Genomic DNA, 16,793 nt, shown 5'->3' with positions numbered 1-16,793 from the left:
TGTGCACATGAGTGCAGAATTGCTGCTTAACGTGACCCCGAGTGAAACTCGTGTGGCCATGATTGAAGGTGGAGTACTACAAGAAATACATATCGAGCGCGAATCGCGTCGCGGTATTGTGGGCAATATATACAAAGGCAAAGTAAGCCGAGTGTTACCAGGTATGCAGGCGGCTTTCGTCGACATTGGTTTAGATAAAGCGGCATTTTTACATGCGTCAGATATTGTTCCTCATACCGAATGTGTGGCAGAAAACGAAAAACAGCAGTTTCAAGTCCGTGATATCTCTGAGCTGGTACGCCAGGGACAAGACATTGTTGTGCAAGTGGTCAAAGATCCGCTCGGCACAAAAGGTGCGCGTTTAACGACGGATATCACCTTACCTTCGCGTTATCTTGTTTTTATGCCGGGGGCCAGCCATGTCGGTGTTTCGCAGCGTATTGAAAGTGAAAAAGAGCGCGAGCGTTTGAAAAAGGTGGTGAACCATTACTGCGATGAGCACGGTGGTTTTATCATTCGTACCGCGGCAGAAGGCGCTGATGAAAAAGAGCTATCTCAAGATGCGGCATTTCTAAAGCGTTTGTGGCTAAAAGTCATGGAGCGTCGCTCAAAATACAAAACGCGTTCAACACTTTACGGTGAACTCGGCTTAGCTCAACGCATTCTGCGTGACTTTGTTGGCACAGAGCTCGATAAGATCATGGTCGACTCCCGCCTTGAATATGAAAACCTGAAAGAATTCACTTCTGAGTATGTACCGGAGCTAACAGATAAGCTTGAGCTTTACGAAGGTGACAAGCCAATCTTTGACATGTACGACACCGAAAACGAAATTCAGCGTTCTTTAGAGCGCAAGGTCGAGCTAAAATCGGGCGGCTATTTGATCATCGATCAAACCGAAGCCATGACCACCATCGACATCAACACGGGTGCATTTGTTGGTCGTCGTAATCTCGAAGAGACTATCTTCAATACCAATATAGAGGCAACGCAAGCTATTGCGCGTCAGCTACGTTTACGTAACCTCGGCGGTATCATCATTATTGATTTTATCGATATGGCATCCGAAGAGCATCGTCAGCGAGTACTTACCTCACTGGAAACGGCGCTGGCGAAAGACCGAGTAAAAACCAACATCAACGGCTTTACCCAGCTTGGCTTAGTTGAAATGACGCGTAAGCGCACACGAGAAAGTATTGAACATATCTTGTGTTCTGGCTGTCCTACTTGTGAAGGCCGTGGCAGCGTGAAAACGGTCGAAACTGTATGCTTTGAGATATTACGCGAGATTACTCGTGTGAACCGTGCTTACGACGCCGATAATTTTGTCGTGTACGCATCGCCGTTTGTTGCTGAAGCGCTATTGGGCGATGAGTCTCATGCGTTGGCTGAGCTCGAAGTATTTATTGGCAAGCAAGTGCGAGTTCAGGCTGAACCCCTGTACATTCAGGAACAGTTTGACGTCGTAATGATGTAATTTGGAACATTTGTGAATTCTGGTGTTAACCGTTTTGTGCGTTTTTGTGCGTGGAGTTTAGTTACTGTATTGGTGTTATTAGCCATATTAGTGACCACGCTGCGCGTCACATTGCCGCAACTTAACCATTTCCAAGATGAGATCAAAACCTGGGTCAAACAAGGCACAGGTTTTGACGTTTCTATTGCTAATGTCGCAGGGACGTGGCGCAATAATCATCCCTCAATTGCGTTACTGGGTTTAGAGGCAAATCTACCAAACGTGCAAGATGCACGCTTCGCTGTTGAAGAAGTCCAAATTGAGTTCGACCTTATTCAATCTCTTTTTCAACTTAAACCTGTAGTTGCAGACCTTACCATTCATAACCTCGCTTTAGACATTCACACGGTAGACATTCTGCCGACTTCTCATCGTCAAGATCCGAAGCCTGAAGTGGATAAGAGCGAAGTGAAACTCATTGACCAACTCGACTCACTTCTTTTACGTCAGTTCGAAGATTTCACTATTAGCGATTCACGGATTTGGTATAAGTCTGTGTCAGGTGAAACTCGCCGTTTAGATATCGAGCAGCTTCGTTGGAGCAATCAAGGGAAACGTCACGTAGCCGAAGGCACGGTTAGCATTGCCGATGTTCGCCTGAACTCATTGTTAGTAAGCGCTAACTTTAAAGATCATGGCTCGTTGCGTGATGTATCTGGTGAGTTTTACGTGAGTGCTCAAGATGTCTCGGTCACACCTTGGCTGACCACTTACATGCAAGAAGAGTCAGGAGCAGAGTCGGGTAAAGTCAGCTTAAATACTTGGCTAACGCTCAAACATAGCCAACCGCATGATGCTTATGTTGAATTGCTGCCTTCCGAGTTGGTGTGGAATGAAGATGGACATCATGAGCTGTTTATTGAGTCTGGAATTTTCAATCTTCGACCAGATAAACAAGGCTGGAAAGTAAATGGCCACTCACTTCAGATCAGAACCGATAATACCCCTTGGCCAGAGCTAGACGTCGCGTTTGATTGGCAACCAAACGGCTGGATGCTTAATCTCTCTCAACTCGACATCGAAGCACTCATTCCGCTCATCAAGCTGGCTCCGGAGTCAGAGTCGACCAGTGACCTTATTAACAAACTAGCACCGAAAGGTCGGGTCGAAGATGTCCGATTGTCAATGAACGGTGGTTTAGACACCTTACGCTACTCGGCTGAACTGGATGAACTCGCGATGACACAATGGGAGCTCCTACCCGGGTTTCATCACGTACAGGGCAGCGTATCGGGGGATGTGAATCAAGCTAAAGCAAAAGTCACCGTCATTGATGATGTCTTTCCGTACGGTGATGTATTCCAAGCTCCGCTGAATATCAAACAAGGTGAAGTCGATATTATCTGGCAGCAAGATGATGCGGGTTGGCGTTTGTGGTCGGATAAAGTGACGGCAGCAACGCCTGATCTTCAAGTTTTGGGGGCATTTCGTCTTGATTTCCCAAAAGAACAAAGCCCATTTTTATCGTTCTATGCCGAAGCGGATCTCTACAACGCGGGTGAAACATGGCGCTATCTACCGACTCTGGCACTTGGACAAGACTTGACCGACTATCTTTCGACCGCGATTCAGGGCGGAAAAGTGAATACAGCGAAATTGTTGTGGTATGGCGAGTTAGGTGATTTTCCTTACAAAGAACATAATGGCATGTTCCAAGCTTGGGTTGGATTAAAAGACGCGAAATTTAGCTTTGATACGGCATGGCCAACCATCACGGATTTGCAGCTAGACTTGCTGTTTGAAAATGATGCCATGTATTTGGATTCAAAATCAGCCACACTAAATGGCGTTCATGCCAAGCGTATCACTGGGCGAATCCCTGAGTTGGCAGAAGGTGGACACATCGAGATTGAAGCGAAAGCAAGCGCGCCGGGTAATGAAGTCCGTGACTACATGATGGCGACGCCATTAGTGGATTCAGTCGGTGCCGCATTGACAGCGCTGCAAGTGAGTGGTCCCGTTTACTCTGAGTTTCAACTCAATATACCGTTTGATTTTGAGAAAGAGTCTCGCGCTTGGGGTTATGCAGATTTAACAGAAAATCGTGTTGATATTGAAGCGCCGCCAATGACGCTTGAAAACGCCACAGGGCGCATCACCTTCGACAATGATGTGGTTACCACATCGGGTTTGTCGGCCGAATTATTACAACAGCCTATCTCTCTTGATTTCCATGGAGAGAGTGCGGAGCAAGGCTACAACGTGACAATTAATACATTAGGAGATTGGGATGTCGAGCCTCTCAAACCCTATGTCGGTGAGCGTTGGTTAAACCTTGTTTCTGGCCATGCGCCGTGGCAAATGGACATTGACTTGCAACTCAATGATGTTGGTTTCACTTATCAGCTTGAAGTGCTGGCGCAGCTAAATCGTCTGGCTAGTCAATATCCTTATCCTTTAGCGAAACAAATTGGCGAGTCTGGGCAAGCGAAACTGCAAGCATCCGGCAACCAAGAGAGTATTTCAGCAAGACTACAGATCCCAAATGTGAAGTATCAAACTGAGATAGATATCGCTGGCGATGTCCCGGTTCTGACTGCGACTCATTTAATGGTTGGCAAAGGTGGCTTCCGGATTAGTCCTATTGTCGGGCACGATGCTTCGGTGCGTGTCGAAGAACTGAATTTAGACCAATGGGCGGAGCTTGCGCAGGTCTCTGAGAGCAAGCCTTCATCGTCTGTTTTGGCAAGCATGAAAACGCCGACCATTCCATTGCCGACACGCATTGAAGTTGAAACGCCAAACTTACAGCTCGGTGGGATTGAGTTTCATGATGTGGGTTTTTCAGCAAGCAAGAAAAATTTGAGTTGGCAACTCGATGTGGACAGTCAAGAGGTTAAAGGGAAAGCTAACTATCTGAAACCCTATGATCTATCGGTCTCTCTAGAGCACTTGCATCTGTACATCCCAGGGTTTGAAGAGATGACCAAAGAGCGCAGTTCAATCTTTGCGAGTGAAGATCAAAACGCACCTTTGATTACCAATTTTGACCGCAAGTTTCACGCAGAGATGCCAAACTTAACTTTGAACATTGATGATTTTTGGCTGCAAGGCTACAAAGTGGGCAAAGTGAATGTTGATTTGCAGCGTCGCGAGAACCGCTTGGAGTGGAAAAATATCACCTTTAGTAGCGGCAAAAACCGCATTGATATGAGTGGTTGGTGGGACCTGACGAAAGAGAGTAGTCATTCCAAATTAACCATGAAAATGAAAGGTGATAACAACACCGATCTTATGGAGCGCTTTGGTATTACATCAGGCATTCAACAAGCACCATTTGAGATCAATGCCAATATGGAATGGGACGGCGCACCTTGGTCAATGAAGACACAAACCTTGCAAGGAAACGTCTCAACGGAATTTGGTAAAGGCGTGATCAGTGAAGTTAGTGGTGCGGCACGCTTGTTAGGCTTGTTCAGCTTGGATTCTATCATCCGTAAGATGCAGCTCGACTTTACCGACGTATTCGATAAAGGCATGGCATTCAACTCGATCACGGGAACGGGCAAAATCCAAGACGGTGTGTTTATCACCAATGATATCGTAATGGATGCGTTAGCAGGGGAAATGCAAATCCGCGGCATCGCTAATATGAACAGCAGAATGGTTGATGCGGAAGTGAAATTCACACCAGACATCACATCAGGCCTACCAATGCTGACCGCGTTTGCCGTTGCGCCTCAAACTGCTTTGTATGTCTTGGCCATCTCTACGGTGATATCTCCGGTGGTTGAGGTCTTCACTCAAGTCAATTATGAAGTGAAAGGCCCACTAGATTCACCAACGGTGAAAGAAATTTCGCGAAGTAAAGGTGAATATAAGCTGCCAGAAAAACTGCGTGAACAGGCCAAATAACTCACCGAATATAATGGAATAGGGAGGAAACACATGGAGCGTGTTGGCATTATTCAAATGACTTCGGGTCCGGATATTAACGCGAATTTGGACTTCATTGAAAAACAGTGTGCTTTAGCGAGCAAGCAAGGTGCCAAACTTGTTCTTACTCCTGAAAATACAGTGCTATTTTCCAGTCGCGAAGCTTATCATCAACATGCAGAGCCACTTGGCAGTGGCATGATTCAACAGCGGCTCTGTGAAATCGCTAGAAAGAACCAGTTAACGCTAATTGTCGGAAGCATGCCCATTCAAACCGCAAAAGGTGTCACCACCACAACACTTGTATTTCCGCCGCACGGTAAATGCATTGCTCACTATGACAAACTGCATATGTTTGATGTCGACGTAGCCGATGGTTATGGTAGTTATCGTGAGTCGGATACGTTTATGGCGGGTAATCAAATAGTCGTTGCGGAAACTGATATCGGCAGTGTTGGATTGAGTATTTGTTATGATTTACGTTTCCCAGAACTTTATAAAGTATTGCGTCAAGAAGGGGCGGATATCATTGTGGTGCCCGCTGCGTTTACCGCTGTGACGGGGCAAGCTCACTGGGAAGTATTATTGCGAGCTAGAGCGATTGAGACACAATGTTGGATTTTGGCAAGCGGACAAACTGGAACGCATCCATGTGGACGAAAAACATGGGGACACTCAATGGTCGTTGACCCTTGGGGACGTATCCATAAACAGCTTCAGGATGAAGTAGGTTTATTGGTGACTGAGATAGATTTGTCACAAAGCCAACAAGTAAGGCAGAATATGCCGCTGACTCAACACAGTCGCTTTCAAAATGAATTGAGACGGAAATAAAAGAGCTAACTATGAGCACAAACCAAATAGAACAGGCACTCCTTGCCCCAAATGGTCTGACAGAACAAGACATTGCTGACACGCTTGCCAGCATTGCGACGCGCCAGATCGATTATGCGGACATTTACTTTCAGTCCAGCTGGCATGAGTCTCTGGTTCTAGAAGACAGCATCATCAAAGATGGCTCTTTTAACATTGATTGTGGTGTTGGTGTCCGTGCAGTAACTGGCGAGAAAACAGGCTTTGCCTACTCTGATCAAATCCAGCCTGAAGGCCTGAAGCAGAGTGCAATGGCGGCGCGCGGTATTGCTCAGCAAGGGCAAAATGGCAAAGTCCAAGCGTTTAAACGCACCGAAAACCAAGCGTACTACGCGGCTGTGAATCCACTAGCTGAATGGGAAAAGCAGCAAAAAACAGAATTACTCAAATCTCTAGATGCTTACATCCGCACTAAAGAACCATTGATTAAAGAAGTTTCGATCAGCATCAGCGGTGTGCATGAGCAGATGCTTGTTGCGGCAACAGACGGTACTTATGCAGGCGATATTCGTCCTTTGGTGCGTTTGTCTATTAGCGTGCTCGCACAAAAAGGTGAACGACGTGAACGCGGTAGTGCTGGTGGCGGCGGCCGTTTCGGTTACGATTTCTTTTTAACGGAAAGCAATGGTGTGAAACAAGCTTTTCATTACGCAGACGAAGCGATTCGCATGGCGTTAATCAACCTTGAAGCAGAAGCCGCACCAGCTGGCATGATGCCAGTGGTATTGGGCTCAGGTTGGCCTGGCGTGTTGCTACACGAAGCGGTAGGTCATGGCCTAGAAGGTGACTTTAACCGGAAGGAATCTTCGGTTTTCTCTGGCAAAATGGGTCAACAAGTGACGTCTTCGTTGTGTACCATCGTCGATGATGGCACGTTAAAAGACCTTCGTGGTTCACTGAATGTGGATGATGAAGGGGTAAACGGTCAGTACAACACGCTTATCGAGAATGGTGTGCTGAAAGGCTATATGCAAGACAAGCTAAACGCGCGGCTAATGGGTGTAAATCCAACGGGTAACGGTCGTCGTGAATCGTATGCACACTTGCCAATGCCTCGTATGACCAACACCTACATGCTTCCAGGTGAACATACGCCAGAAGAAATTATCTCGACGGTCGAGAAAGGGTTGTATGCGCCAAACTTTGGTGGCGGCCAGGTGGACATTACTTCGGGTAAGTTTGTGTTCTCTGCATCGGAAGCGTACTTGATTGAAAACGGTAAAATTACGCGCCCTGTTAAAGGTGCGACGTTGATTGGCTCAGGTATCGAAGCAATGCAGCAAGTGTCTATGGTCGGTAACGACCTAAGTATCGACAAGGGCGTTGGCGTATGTGGTAAAGCAGGTCAAAGTGTGCCAGTTGGTGTTGGTCAGCCGACCTTGAAGCTGGACTCACTGACAGTGGGTGGCACGGAGTAACTCAGTCGAATCGTTATAAAAAGAGCGCTCATTAGAGCGCTCTTTTGCTTTGTGAGTCGGTGTCAATTACAGGTTTTCTTCAGCAAATTCCGCCAAGCGGCTACGAACCACGCCGTTGAGGTGAATATTTGCGCTGCCTTCAAAGTTCTTGAAGCGCTCAACCATGTACGTCAATCCTGATGTCACTGGGGTGAGGTAATGAGAGTCAATCTGCGCCAAGTTACCGGAGCAGACGATTTTGGTTCCTTCGCCACAGCGGGTAATGATGGTTTTGATTTGTGATGCAGTGAGGTTTTGACACTCATCAAGCAGTACAAACGCATTTTGAATCGAACGGCCACGCATAAAGTTGATCGATTTAAATTGAATGTTGGCTTTATCGCAGATGTACTTCAATGAGCCTTCAGTGCAGTGATCGTGTTTATGTAGTGCTTCCAAGGTATCGGTCACCGCCGCTAACCACGGCATCATTTTCTCCTCTTCGGAGCCGGGTAAGAAGCCGATGGATTCACCGATATCTGGCGTGTTACGTGTTACGATAATTTTATCGAACATGCTTTTTTCAATGGTTTGCTCCAATGCTGCTGCCATTGCCAGTAATGTCTTACCACTACCCGCCGCACCCGTTAGAATCACCAAGTCAATTTCTGGATCGAGTAAGGCATCTAACGCCATTCCCTGGTAGATATTTTTAGGTGTGATGTCCCAAGCCTTACGATGCATTAGACGTTCGCGGCTCAGGTCGAGAAGCGTTAGCTTGTCTTCATTGATGGTTTCTACGCGACCAGCAAAGTCACTGTCTTCATCAATAACGTATTGGTTGATAAAGGTTGGGTCGAAGGGTTCGCGACTGAGTTTGTGGTAAGTTTTTCCGCCCAGAGCATAGCTTTCTACTTCCTCAATACCGCTCCAGAAATCACCTTCACGCAATTGAAAGCCTTTGGTTAGGTATTGAATGTCGTCAATCAGTTGGTCGGTTCTATAGTCCTCAACAAAGCGTACACCAGCCCCTTTGGCTCGCAGACGCATGTTGATGTCTTTCGTGATCAGTACCACTTCACGTGGTGCACGTTTATTTTGCAGATAAAGCACCGCGTTGAGAATACGGTTGTCACCGGCTTTGTCGGCGAAGGCTTTGACAGTTTCCTGCAGTTCAAAATCCGCCAAAATGGAAATAGTACCTTGGTCGGGGTTGTCTTTAGAAACAGGAATGCCTTCAGAGATTTCATCTGGCGTTGCTTCTTTAAACAAATCTTCCAAGGTGCGAATAGCCACGCGCGCATCTCTTGCAACGTCGCGCTTACTGTCTTTGATTCGGTCGAGTTCTTCCAACACGGTCATGGGGATAACGACATCGTGTTCTTGGAAAGAGAAGATGGCAAAGGGTTCATGAAGAAGAATGTTGGTATCGAGTACAAACAGTTTCCGATCGGTATCGCCCATAGCGTCTCCTTGCCGTAGTACGGCTCTGCATGCGAGTTGTTAGGTCGTTTCCAAATAGGTGTGAAGTGACCTAACTCTGATTGCTTGCAATAGAGGTTGTCGGGCTGATGTCGGCTAGTGTGCAACCGAGTAGCAAGACAACTTACTGCAAACCCGTGTTGATCCTAATCGTGTACTAACGCGCTTAAATCATATGCAATGGTTTTAAACGCCCCTCATTAGAAGTATACGTAATATTTACGTTCTACAACTTAATAATTGGCATGAGTATTTTACAATTTGATTGCATTTAGAGTTTGGGAAAAAAAGTTTCTGCTTGGTGCGGTTTCGGCGTGACCTAAATCACAGCTTCAAGTAAGATTAGCGACCTTTTTCTGCGTATAGGCTACGTCCGATTTATCATGTTGAGCTGGCTTAAAAAATACTCAGTTCATACTGGAATGACGAATGCTATCGGCATAGCAGAAGCCAGAATCAGATCTAAACTATTATCCATGCCTACGGGCATGAGTAGACCAACAAGAAATACGAATCAAGAACTAATAACGAGGTAGTCAATTCATGACATTTGCTTTGGGGCAGCGCTGGATTAGCGATACGGAAAGCGATTTAGGTTTAGGTACCGTTGTAGCAATGGATGCTCGTACTGTGACATTGATGTTTGCAGCGTCAGAGGAAAACCGAGTTTACGCACGTAACGATGCACCTGTTACCCGAGTCACCTTTAATGTTGGGGATGTCATCGATTGCCAAGAAGGTTGGTCTCTAAAAGTAGAAGAAGTACTGGAAGATGAAGGTCTTTACACCTATTTCGGTACTCGTGAAGACACGCAAGAAACCGCTGTTGTTCTGCGTGAGATTTTCCTTAGCAACCAAATTCGTTTTAACAAACCTCAAGATAAGTTGTACGCCGGTCAAATCGACCGTATGGACAACTTTGTTCTGCGTTACCGTGCGCTAACCAACCAGTTTGAGCAGCATAAGAGCCCAATGCGTGGCCTATGTGGTATGCGTGCAGGTTTGATCCCTCATCAGCTTTACATCGCGCACGAAGTTGGCCGTCGTCACGCGCCACGCGTCTTGTTGGCGGATGAGGTAGGTTTGGGTAAAACCATCGAAGCGGGCATGATCATCCACCAACAAGTTCTGTCTGGTCGTGCCGAACGCATTTTGATTGTGGTGCCTGAAACACTGCAGCATCAATGGCTGGTTGAGATGATGCGTCGTTTCAATCTGCATTTCTCTATCTTTGACGAAGAGCGCTGTATCGAAGCTTTTGCGGATGCAGAAAACCCATTTGATACTCAGCAATATGTGCTGTGTTCTTTGGATTTCCTACGCAAGAGCCGCAAGCGTTTTGAACAAGCACTGGAAGGTGAATGGGACCTACTGGTTGTTGATGAAGCGCATCACCTTGAATGGAGCCAAGATAAACCGAGCCGTGAATACCAAGTGGTAGAAGGCTTGGCTGAACGTACTCCAGGTGTGTTGCTACTGACTGCAACGCCAGAGCAGCTTGGTCGTGAGAGTCACTTTGCTCGTCTGCGTTTGTTGGATCCAGACCGCTTCTATGATTACGAAGCATTCGTTGAGGAAGAAGAGCAATACGCGCCCGTAGCTGATGCGATTACTTCACTCTTTTCCGGTGAAAAGCTACCTAATGAAGCAAAAAACCAGATCACTGAGTTATTGTCTGAACAAGACGTAGAACCACTTTTCCGCATTATCGAAAGTGAAGCGGACGAAGAAGCTAAAGCGTCGGCACGCCAAGAGCTGATCGATAACTTGATGGATCGCCATGGTACAGGGCGTGTTCTGTTCCGTAACACGCGCGCGGCCATCAAAGGCTTCCCTACGCGTAACGTGCATCTGATGCCAATGGATATTCCACCGCAATACACTACATCAATGCGTGTTGCTGGGATGATTGGCGGTAAGATGAGTTCTGAAGCACGTGCGATGAAGAACCTTTACCCGGAAGAAATTTTCCAAGAATTTGAAGGCGATGACGCGAGCTGGTGGCAGTTTGACTCGCGTGTGAATTGGTTGCTTGAAAAAGTAAAAGAGAAGCGCAGCGAGAAAATCCTCGTGATTGCTTCTCGTGCGAGTACCGCGCTGCAATTGGAGCAAGCACTGCGTGAGCGTGAAGGTATCCGCGCCACTGTTTTCCACGAAGGTATGTCGATTCTTGAACGTGATAAAGCGGCGGCTTACTTTGCGCAAGAAGAAGGTGGAGCACAAGTTCTTATCTGTAGCGAAATCGGCTCTGAAGGTCGTAACTTCCAGTTTGCCAACCAACTTGTCATGTTCGACTTGCCATTTAACCCAGACTTGCTTGAGCAACGTATTGGTCGTTTGGACCGTATCGGTCAAAATCGCGATATCGACATTCATGTTCCTTACCTGAAAGGCACATCGCAAGCGATCCTAGCACGTTGGTTCGATGAAGGCCTGAACGCTTTTTCGGAAACCTGCCCAACAGGCCGTGCTGTTTACGATAAGTACTCCGATGATCTGATTGAAATTCTTGCCTCTGGTGATACCAGCACGCTAGATGAGATCATTGAAGCGTCAGCAAAAATGAATAAAGAGCTGAAATCCCAATTGGAGCAAGGCCGTGATCGCCTATTAGAAATGCATTCGAATGGCGGAGAAAAAGCACAACAAATCGTTGAGAAAATTGAATCAACTGACGGCGATACCAATCTGGTCACCTTCGCACTTTCTCTTTTTGACACGATTGGCTTGAATCAAGACGATAAAGGTGAAAACGCCCTGATTGTGACCCCATCTGAGCACATGATGGTGCCAAGCTACCCAGGTCTGCCATACGAAGGAGCGACGATCACGTTTGATCGTGATACAGCGTTATCTCGTGAAGATATGCACTTTATCAGTTGGGAACACCCAATGATCCAGGGTGGTATCGATCTTCTTATGAGTGAAGGGGTGGGGACGTCTGCGGTATCTCTATTGAAAAACAAAGCGTTACCAGTCGGGACTATTCTTCTTGAGTTGATTTACGCGGTAGATGCGCAAGCGCCAAAACGCAGTGGTATCGCGCGCTTCTTACCGAAAACGCCAATCCGTTTAATGATGGACTCGCGTGGTAATGATTTGTCTGCTCAAGTGGAGTTTGAAAGCTTTAACCGCCAGCTCAGCCCTGTAAACCGTCACTTAGGTAGCAAGTTGGTTACGTCGGTACAGAAAGATGTACACCGCTTAATTGAAGCCGGTGATGTTCTTATTGAAGAGAAGGTTGAAGAAGTACGCAAACAAGCTCATCAAGATATGCAGCACAGTTTGAATGCAGAGCTTGAGCGTTTGCAAGCACTGAAAGCGGTGAACCCAAATATTCGTGACGAAGAAATTGAAGCTATCGACGCACAAATTAAAGAGCTCACTGGTTACATCAACCAAGCTCAGGTTCAGCTCGACTCGCTGCGTTTGATTGTGGTGAGCCACAACTAAGTAAGTATTTATTGCTCATTAAAAAGGTCTTCAGTTGAAGACCTTTTTCTTTATTTACGGTTTAGTTTCTTTATGCGGAATGCATTAATCACTGATAGCTACCTCATTTACATCAACCACTTCCACCAGATAAACACAGCCAAGAAGCCAAACAAGTAAATCAGGCCCGCAATCGATAACCACTTTAGTTTAGGTCCAACAGCCAAAGGCTCCGGTAACTCAGTTTTGCTCACTAAGGTGTAATTTAGCAGAGCAAAGAATGGCGTGGTCATAAAGGCGAGGATCATCGCAAAGTTCAGCATAGGCAATAACGCAGAAGCCCAGAAAACCACAATACCCAATGCAAGTAAGGAGACTACCAGCATGATCGCTGAAGTGGTTTTAGGGTTAGTGTCTGGTTGCGAGCGCAGTAGGCGTTGAGAATCCGAAATAACGCGCGAATAGCCATCAATAACGGTAATCGTGCTGCCAAAGATACAGAAAAACGCAATTACCGCGATCAAGTAACGAGACCATTCGCCAATCGTTGCCGCATATAAGCCAACCAATTGGTGGGAGAAGCCAACACCAGAACTTTCAAGCGCAACGCCAGATCCATAAAGCATCAAAGAGCCTAGCGATACAAAGATAATGGCAAGAAACGCCGTGCCAATATAACCGACATTAAAGTCAAATAGAGCAGAGCGGTATGTTACTTCTTGCTGGCTTGATTGGCGTTTTAGCCACGCTGAGGTTAAACAGGAGATCTCAATCGGTGCAGGCATCCACCCCATTGTCACGACGATAAAACCAATAGCCGCAATAGACCAAGGTGATGGCGGCTCGAAGTTGGCTACTTGCTCAACAGGGTTACCAACGGCGATAGAAACAGCGAGTAAAGTCGCGATGGTTAACACCGACATGATCACCTTAGATAGCGTATCGAGCGCTTTGTAATGGCCAGCAAATAATATAATCAGGCAGGTGACAATCACAATGATACTGAGTGATGCCATTGATAGTGAAAACGGAATGAAGTAGCCCAGCAAGCTAGCGCTAAACATCAACAAAGCGGCGGTATTGATGACGGCCGATACCACGCTCAGAAATAGAAATAGCCATAGATAAGGCCGACCTAATTTCGCGTAGCCCTCAACCAAGGTCAGCCCTGTCCCCATGGTGTACTGTACGCCCGCTCGGAAAAAAGGGTATTTAAACAGGTTTACGAGCAGAATCAGTGCAGCCAATTGCCAACCATAAATCGCACCAGCCTTGGTTGATGCCACGAGGTGAGAGCCACCGACCGCAGCAGATGCCATTAATATGCCGGGGCCTAGCGAACGAAAAAATAAGGAAAGTTTGGATTGGGGTTTATCTATAACGGCGGAGTCCATTGCTTATTGTCCTTTTTATCTTATGTATCTTTCTAAAGAGATACATACCGCAGTACATGACAAGCTGAGCGATCGCCCTATACTGCGCAACGGTAATGTCTTTTAAATGCTGTGTTTTGGTGTATTTATTTTAAGTATTCTTTGCGAATACCATGCTGTGTGCATCTAGCACTCTATTCAGTTATGCGTCTTGTTGTCAAACTAAATTTACAACGTGCTATTTTTAGTTTTTATGCTAAAGGATTGACTTTGTTTTATTGGGTTGAACTTTTCTTCAGAATCCTGCATCTGGGTGCTATTTGGGTATATAATCGCGGCGTTTTTATTTTGTAGAGATCTCCCATGGCAATGCTTGAATATACCCCTCCCACCGACCCTTGGGTTGATATCGTTTTTGAGGATGACGACATTCTGGCAGTGAATAAGCCATCAGGGCTGCTGTCTGTCCCTGGTCGCCTTGCAGAGCATTACGACAGCATGTGGAGCCGCCTCAAAGAGTTGCATCCAGAAATTCAAGTTGTGCATCGCTTGGATATGTCGACATCAGGGTTGATGTTGCTGGCGAAAAACAAACCCGCGGAGCGAGCATTAAAAAAGCAGTTCCAATATCGCCTCACTCACAAGGTGTATTACGCACGTGTGTGGGGGCATGTTGAGCCGCAAGAAGGGAGTATTGATCTTCCATTAATTTGTGATTGGCCAAATCGTCCACGACAAAAAGTATGTTTTGACGACGGCAAACCATCTCAAACTTTATTCCAAGTAGTGAAGCGTGAAGTGCACCCTGATGGCACCCATACGACCGTTGTGCGACTACTGCCCATTACTGGTCGATCGCATCAGTTACGCGTGCATTTGATGGCGATTGGTCATGCGATTGTGGGTGATGAGTTTTATGCAAGCGAAGAGGCGTATCAGTTTTCAGAACGTTTAGAGTTGCACGCTGCGGAGCTAAGTTTTTATCATCCAGCTACGGGTCAGCTGAGCAGTATTTTTGTACCCTGTGACTTTTATTCTGAAGCCGAGGCGATGATCTTTAACTATTTTTCGCCAGAGCGTACATTGCCTGATTATAAAACGTTGCCACACCCTTAATGCCAATTGCACTCAACAACGGTTCTTTCTAGTTCGCTATTTTTGGCTATTTCGTTACTGTGGTTGATGTATCCTGTCTTTCAGCCGTGAACAAGGAGTTGTTATGTCTTTGCCAAGCATCGTATTTTTAGACCGAGCGACCATCCCAGAACATATTGAGATCCCACGACCTAGCTTTCCGCACCACTGGCGTGAGTACGACCTAACTGCGCCTGGGCAGGTAATAGAAAGGTTAGCCGATGCCGATATCGTGATTAGCAATAAAGTCCTGCTTGACCAACATGTATTAGAGCAACTACCAAAATTACGGATGATCGCGGTTGCCGCAACTGGTTTTAACAACGTCGATGTGAACTACTGTGCTAATCATGATATTGCGGTTGCTAATGTACGTGGTTACGCGACGCGTTCGGTGCCCGAGCACGTGATGGCAATGTTATTCGCTTTAAGACGGAATTTATTTGGGTACCACCAAGATATTGCCGCAGGTGAGTGGCAGCGTAACCAGCAGTTTTGTTTTTTTACTCACCCAATCGGGGATATTGGTGGTAGCACGTTAGGTGTTGTTGGTAGTGGGGCACTAGGGCAAGCGACGGCGAATCTGGCTCAAGCGTTAGGAATGACCGTCTTGTTTTCTGAGCGTAAAGGGGCGGCAGAATGTAGACCAGGTTATGTGTCGTTTGAGGAAGTATTAAAACGCTCCGATGCGCTGACCTTGCATTGCTCGCTCAACGATCATACTCAGAATTTAATTGGTCAAGCAGAGTTGCAACAAATGAAGTCCAACGCCATTTTGATTAATACAGGGCGTGGAGGTTTGGTGGATGAGAGCGCACTGGTGGATGCCTTAAAACAGCAAGAAATTGCAGCGGCTGGTTTTGATGTTTTTACACAAGAACCGGCTGATGAGAGCAATCCGCTGATTGCCAATATGAGTTTACCTAATTTGTTACTGACACCGCATGTTGCATGGGGCAGCGACTCATCTATCCAACGTTTAGCGGAAATCTTGATTGAGAACATTAACGCTTTCGAGCGCGGAGACCGCGTTAATCGCTTAGTGTAACGCTGACTGTAAAACCAAAGATAAAAAAAGCAGACATTGACGTCTGCTTTTTGCGTTTAAATCGAATGCTCATTGCTTGAGCCGTCGAATTAAAACTCTTCTTCGTTTAGACCTTTAAGGATCTGAAAGATTTCGCGGTACGCTTTTGCTGGTTTCCCAGCTTTTCTCTCTTTCGCTGCTTGGCGAGCAAGTTGGCGTAGACGCTGACGATCCGCTTCTGGGTACATTTCCATTACGTCATCAATGGCTTTGTCACCTTCTTCCACTACGCGATCACGCAACGCTTCAAGTTTGTGGAATACAGCCGTTAATTGAGAGTGCTTATTACGAATTTTATCCAGTGCGGCTTGGATTGGCTCTGGATCTTCGTAACGCATCAATTTACCAATACGTTGTAATTGGCGACGACGCGCTTCATTTTTAAAGCGTTGCGCGTCAGCAATTGCTTCTCGCAAATCTTCGCTCAATGGAAACTTTTCTAGAACTGAAGGTTTGAGGCCGACAAGCTCCTCACCTAGCTTTTGCAGTTCTTCCATGTCTCGCTTCATCTCGGATTTACTTACCCAGATGATCTCTTCTTCTGGTTCCCATGGCGCTTTTTGATTCTTACGTGCCATTTCAGTTGCCTGTGTTTTGATTAATATTATGACTATTTTAACAAG

At 46.4% G+C, this 16,793-nt stretch carries 10 protein-coding genes; 7 read left to right on the top strand and 3 right to left on the bottom strand.

What is annotated here, in order from left to right; translation table 11 throughout:
- Positions 1-7: 7 nt before the first annotated feature.
- The 4 genes from rng to tldD are packed head-to-tail and all read left to right on the top strand — an operon-like array spanning position 8 to position 7,683.
- Positions 8-1,477 (top strand): ribonuclease G, encoded by a 1,470-nt coding sequence (gene rng / locus R7Q11_RS20600; RefSeq protein ID WP_005381138.1) that lies wholly within the window; start codon positions 8-10, stop codon positions 1,475-1,477.
- A 12-nt stretch (positions 1,478-1,489) separates the two neighbouring features.
- Complete coding sequence (locus tag R7Q11_RS20595; RefSeq protein WP_225466681.1) at positions 1,490-5,371, top strand: YhdP family protein; 3,882 nt, start codon at positions 1,490-1,492, stop codon at positions 5,369-5,371.
- 33 nt (positions 5,372-5,404) lie between these two features.
- Positions 5,405-6,226: a carbon-nitrogen hydrolase family protein gene (locus tag R7Q11_RS20590; RefSeq protein WP_005381136.1), complete on the top strand. Its 822-nt coding sequence runs from the start codon at positions 5,405-5,407 to the stop codon at positions 6,224-6,226.
- An 11-nt stretch (positions 6,227-6,237) separates the two neighbouring features.
- Complete coding sequence (tldD, locus tag R7Q11_RS20585) at positions 6,238-7,683, top strand: metalloprotease TldD (RefSeq protein WP_005381134.1); 1,446 nt, start codon at positions 6,238-6,240, stop codon at positions 7,681-7,683.
- Between the two features lie 66 nt (positions 7,684-7,749).
- Here the strand turns inward: tldD and R7Q11_RS20580 are convergent, their stop codons facing one another.
- A complete protein-coding gene (locus tag R7Q11_RS20580) occupies positions 7,750-9,126 on the bottom strand; it encodes a PhoH family protein (RefSeq protein ID WP_005381133.1) in 1,377 nt (458 codons plus the stop codon).
- A gap of 561 nt (positions 9,127-9,687) precedes the next feature.
- On the opposite strand from R7Q11_RS20580, the gene rapA reads away from it, so the two are divergent.
- The gene (rapA, locus tag R7Q11_RS20575) at positions 9,688-12,597 is read left to right on the top strand and encodes an RNA polymerase-associated protein RapA (protein ID WP_025767610.1); all 2,910 of its coding nucleotides are present in this window, start codon (positions 9,688-9,690) and stop codon (positions 12,595-12,597) included.
- Positions 12,598-12,704: 107 nt separating this feature from the next.
- On the opposite strand, the gene R7Q11_RS20570 is transcribed toward rapA, so the two are convergent.
- Positions 12,705-13,970 carry an NRAMP family divalent metal transporter gene (locus R7Q11_RS20570; RefSeq protein ID WP_054575321.1) on the bottom strand — a complete coding sequence of 422 codons (1,266 nt, stop codon included), beginning with the start codon at positions 13,968-13,970 and terminating at the stop codon, positions 12,705-12,707.
- 342 nt (positions 13,971-14,312) lie between these two features.
- Between R7Q11_RS20570 and rluA the strand changes: the two genes are divergently transcribed.
- Complete coding sequence (rluA, locus tag R7Q11_RS20565) at positions 14,313-15,065, top strand: bifunctional tRNA pseudouridine(32) synthase/23S rRNA pseudouridine(746) synthase RluA (RefSeq protein ID WP_225466680.1); 753 nt, start codon at positions 14,313-14,315, stop codon at positions 15,063-15,065.
- Positions 15,066-15,168: 103 nt separating this feature from the next.
- The gene (locus R7Q11_RS20560) at positions 15,169-16,131 is read left to right on the top strand and encodes a D-2-hydroxyacid dehydrogenase (RefSeq protein ID WP_170894148.1); all 963 of its coding nucleotides are present in this window, start codon (positions 15,169-15,171) and stop codon (positions 16,129-16,131) included.
- An 89-nt stretch (positions 16,132-16,220) separates the two neighbouring features.
- Here the strand turns inward: R7Q11_RS20560 and yjgA are convergent, their stop codons facing one another.
- Positions 16,221-16,748 (bottom strand): ribosome biogenesis factor YjgA, encoded by a 528-nt coding sequence (gene yjgA / locus R7Q11_RS20555; RefSeq protein ID WP_025767614.1) that lies wholly within the window; start codon positions 16,746-16,748, stop codon positions 16,221-16,223.
- Positions 16,749-16,793: the final 45 nt, after the last annotated feature.

It is taken from the genome of Vibrio sp. 970 (assembly GCF_033339075.1).
The sequence above is the reverse complement of the archived record's forward strand: the minus strand, read 5'-3'. Positions and strand labels throughout refer to the sequence as shown.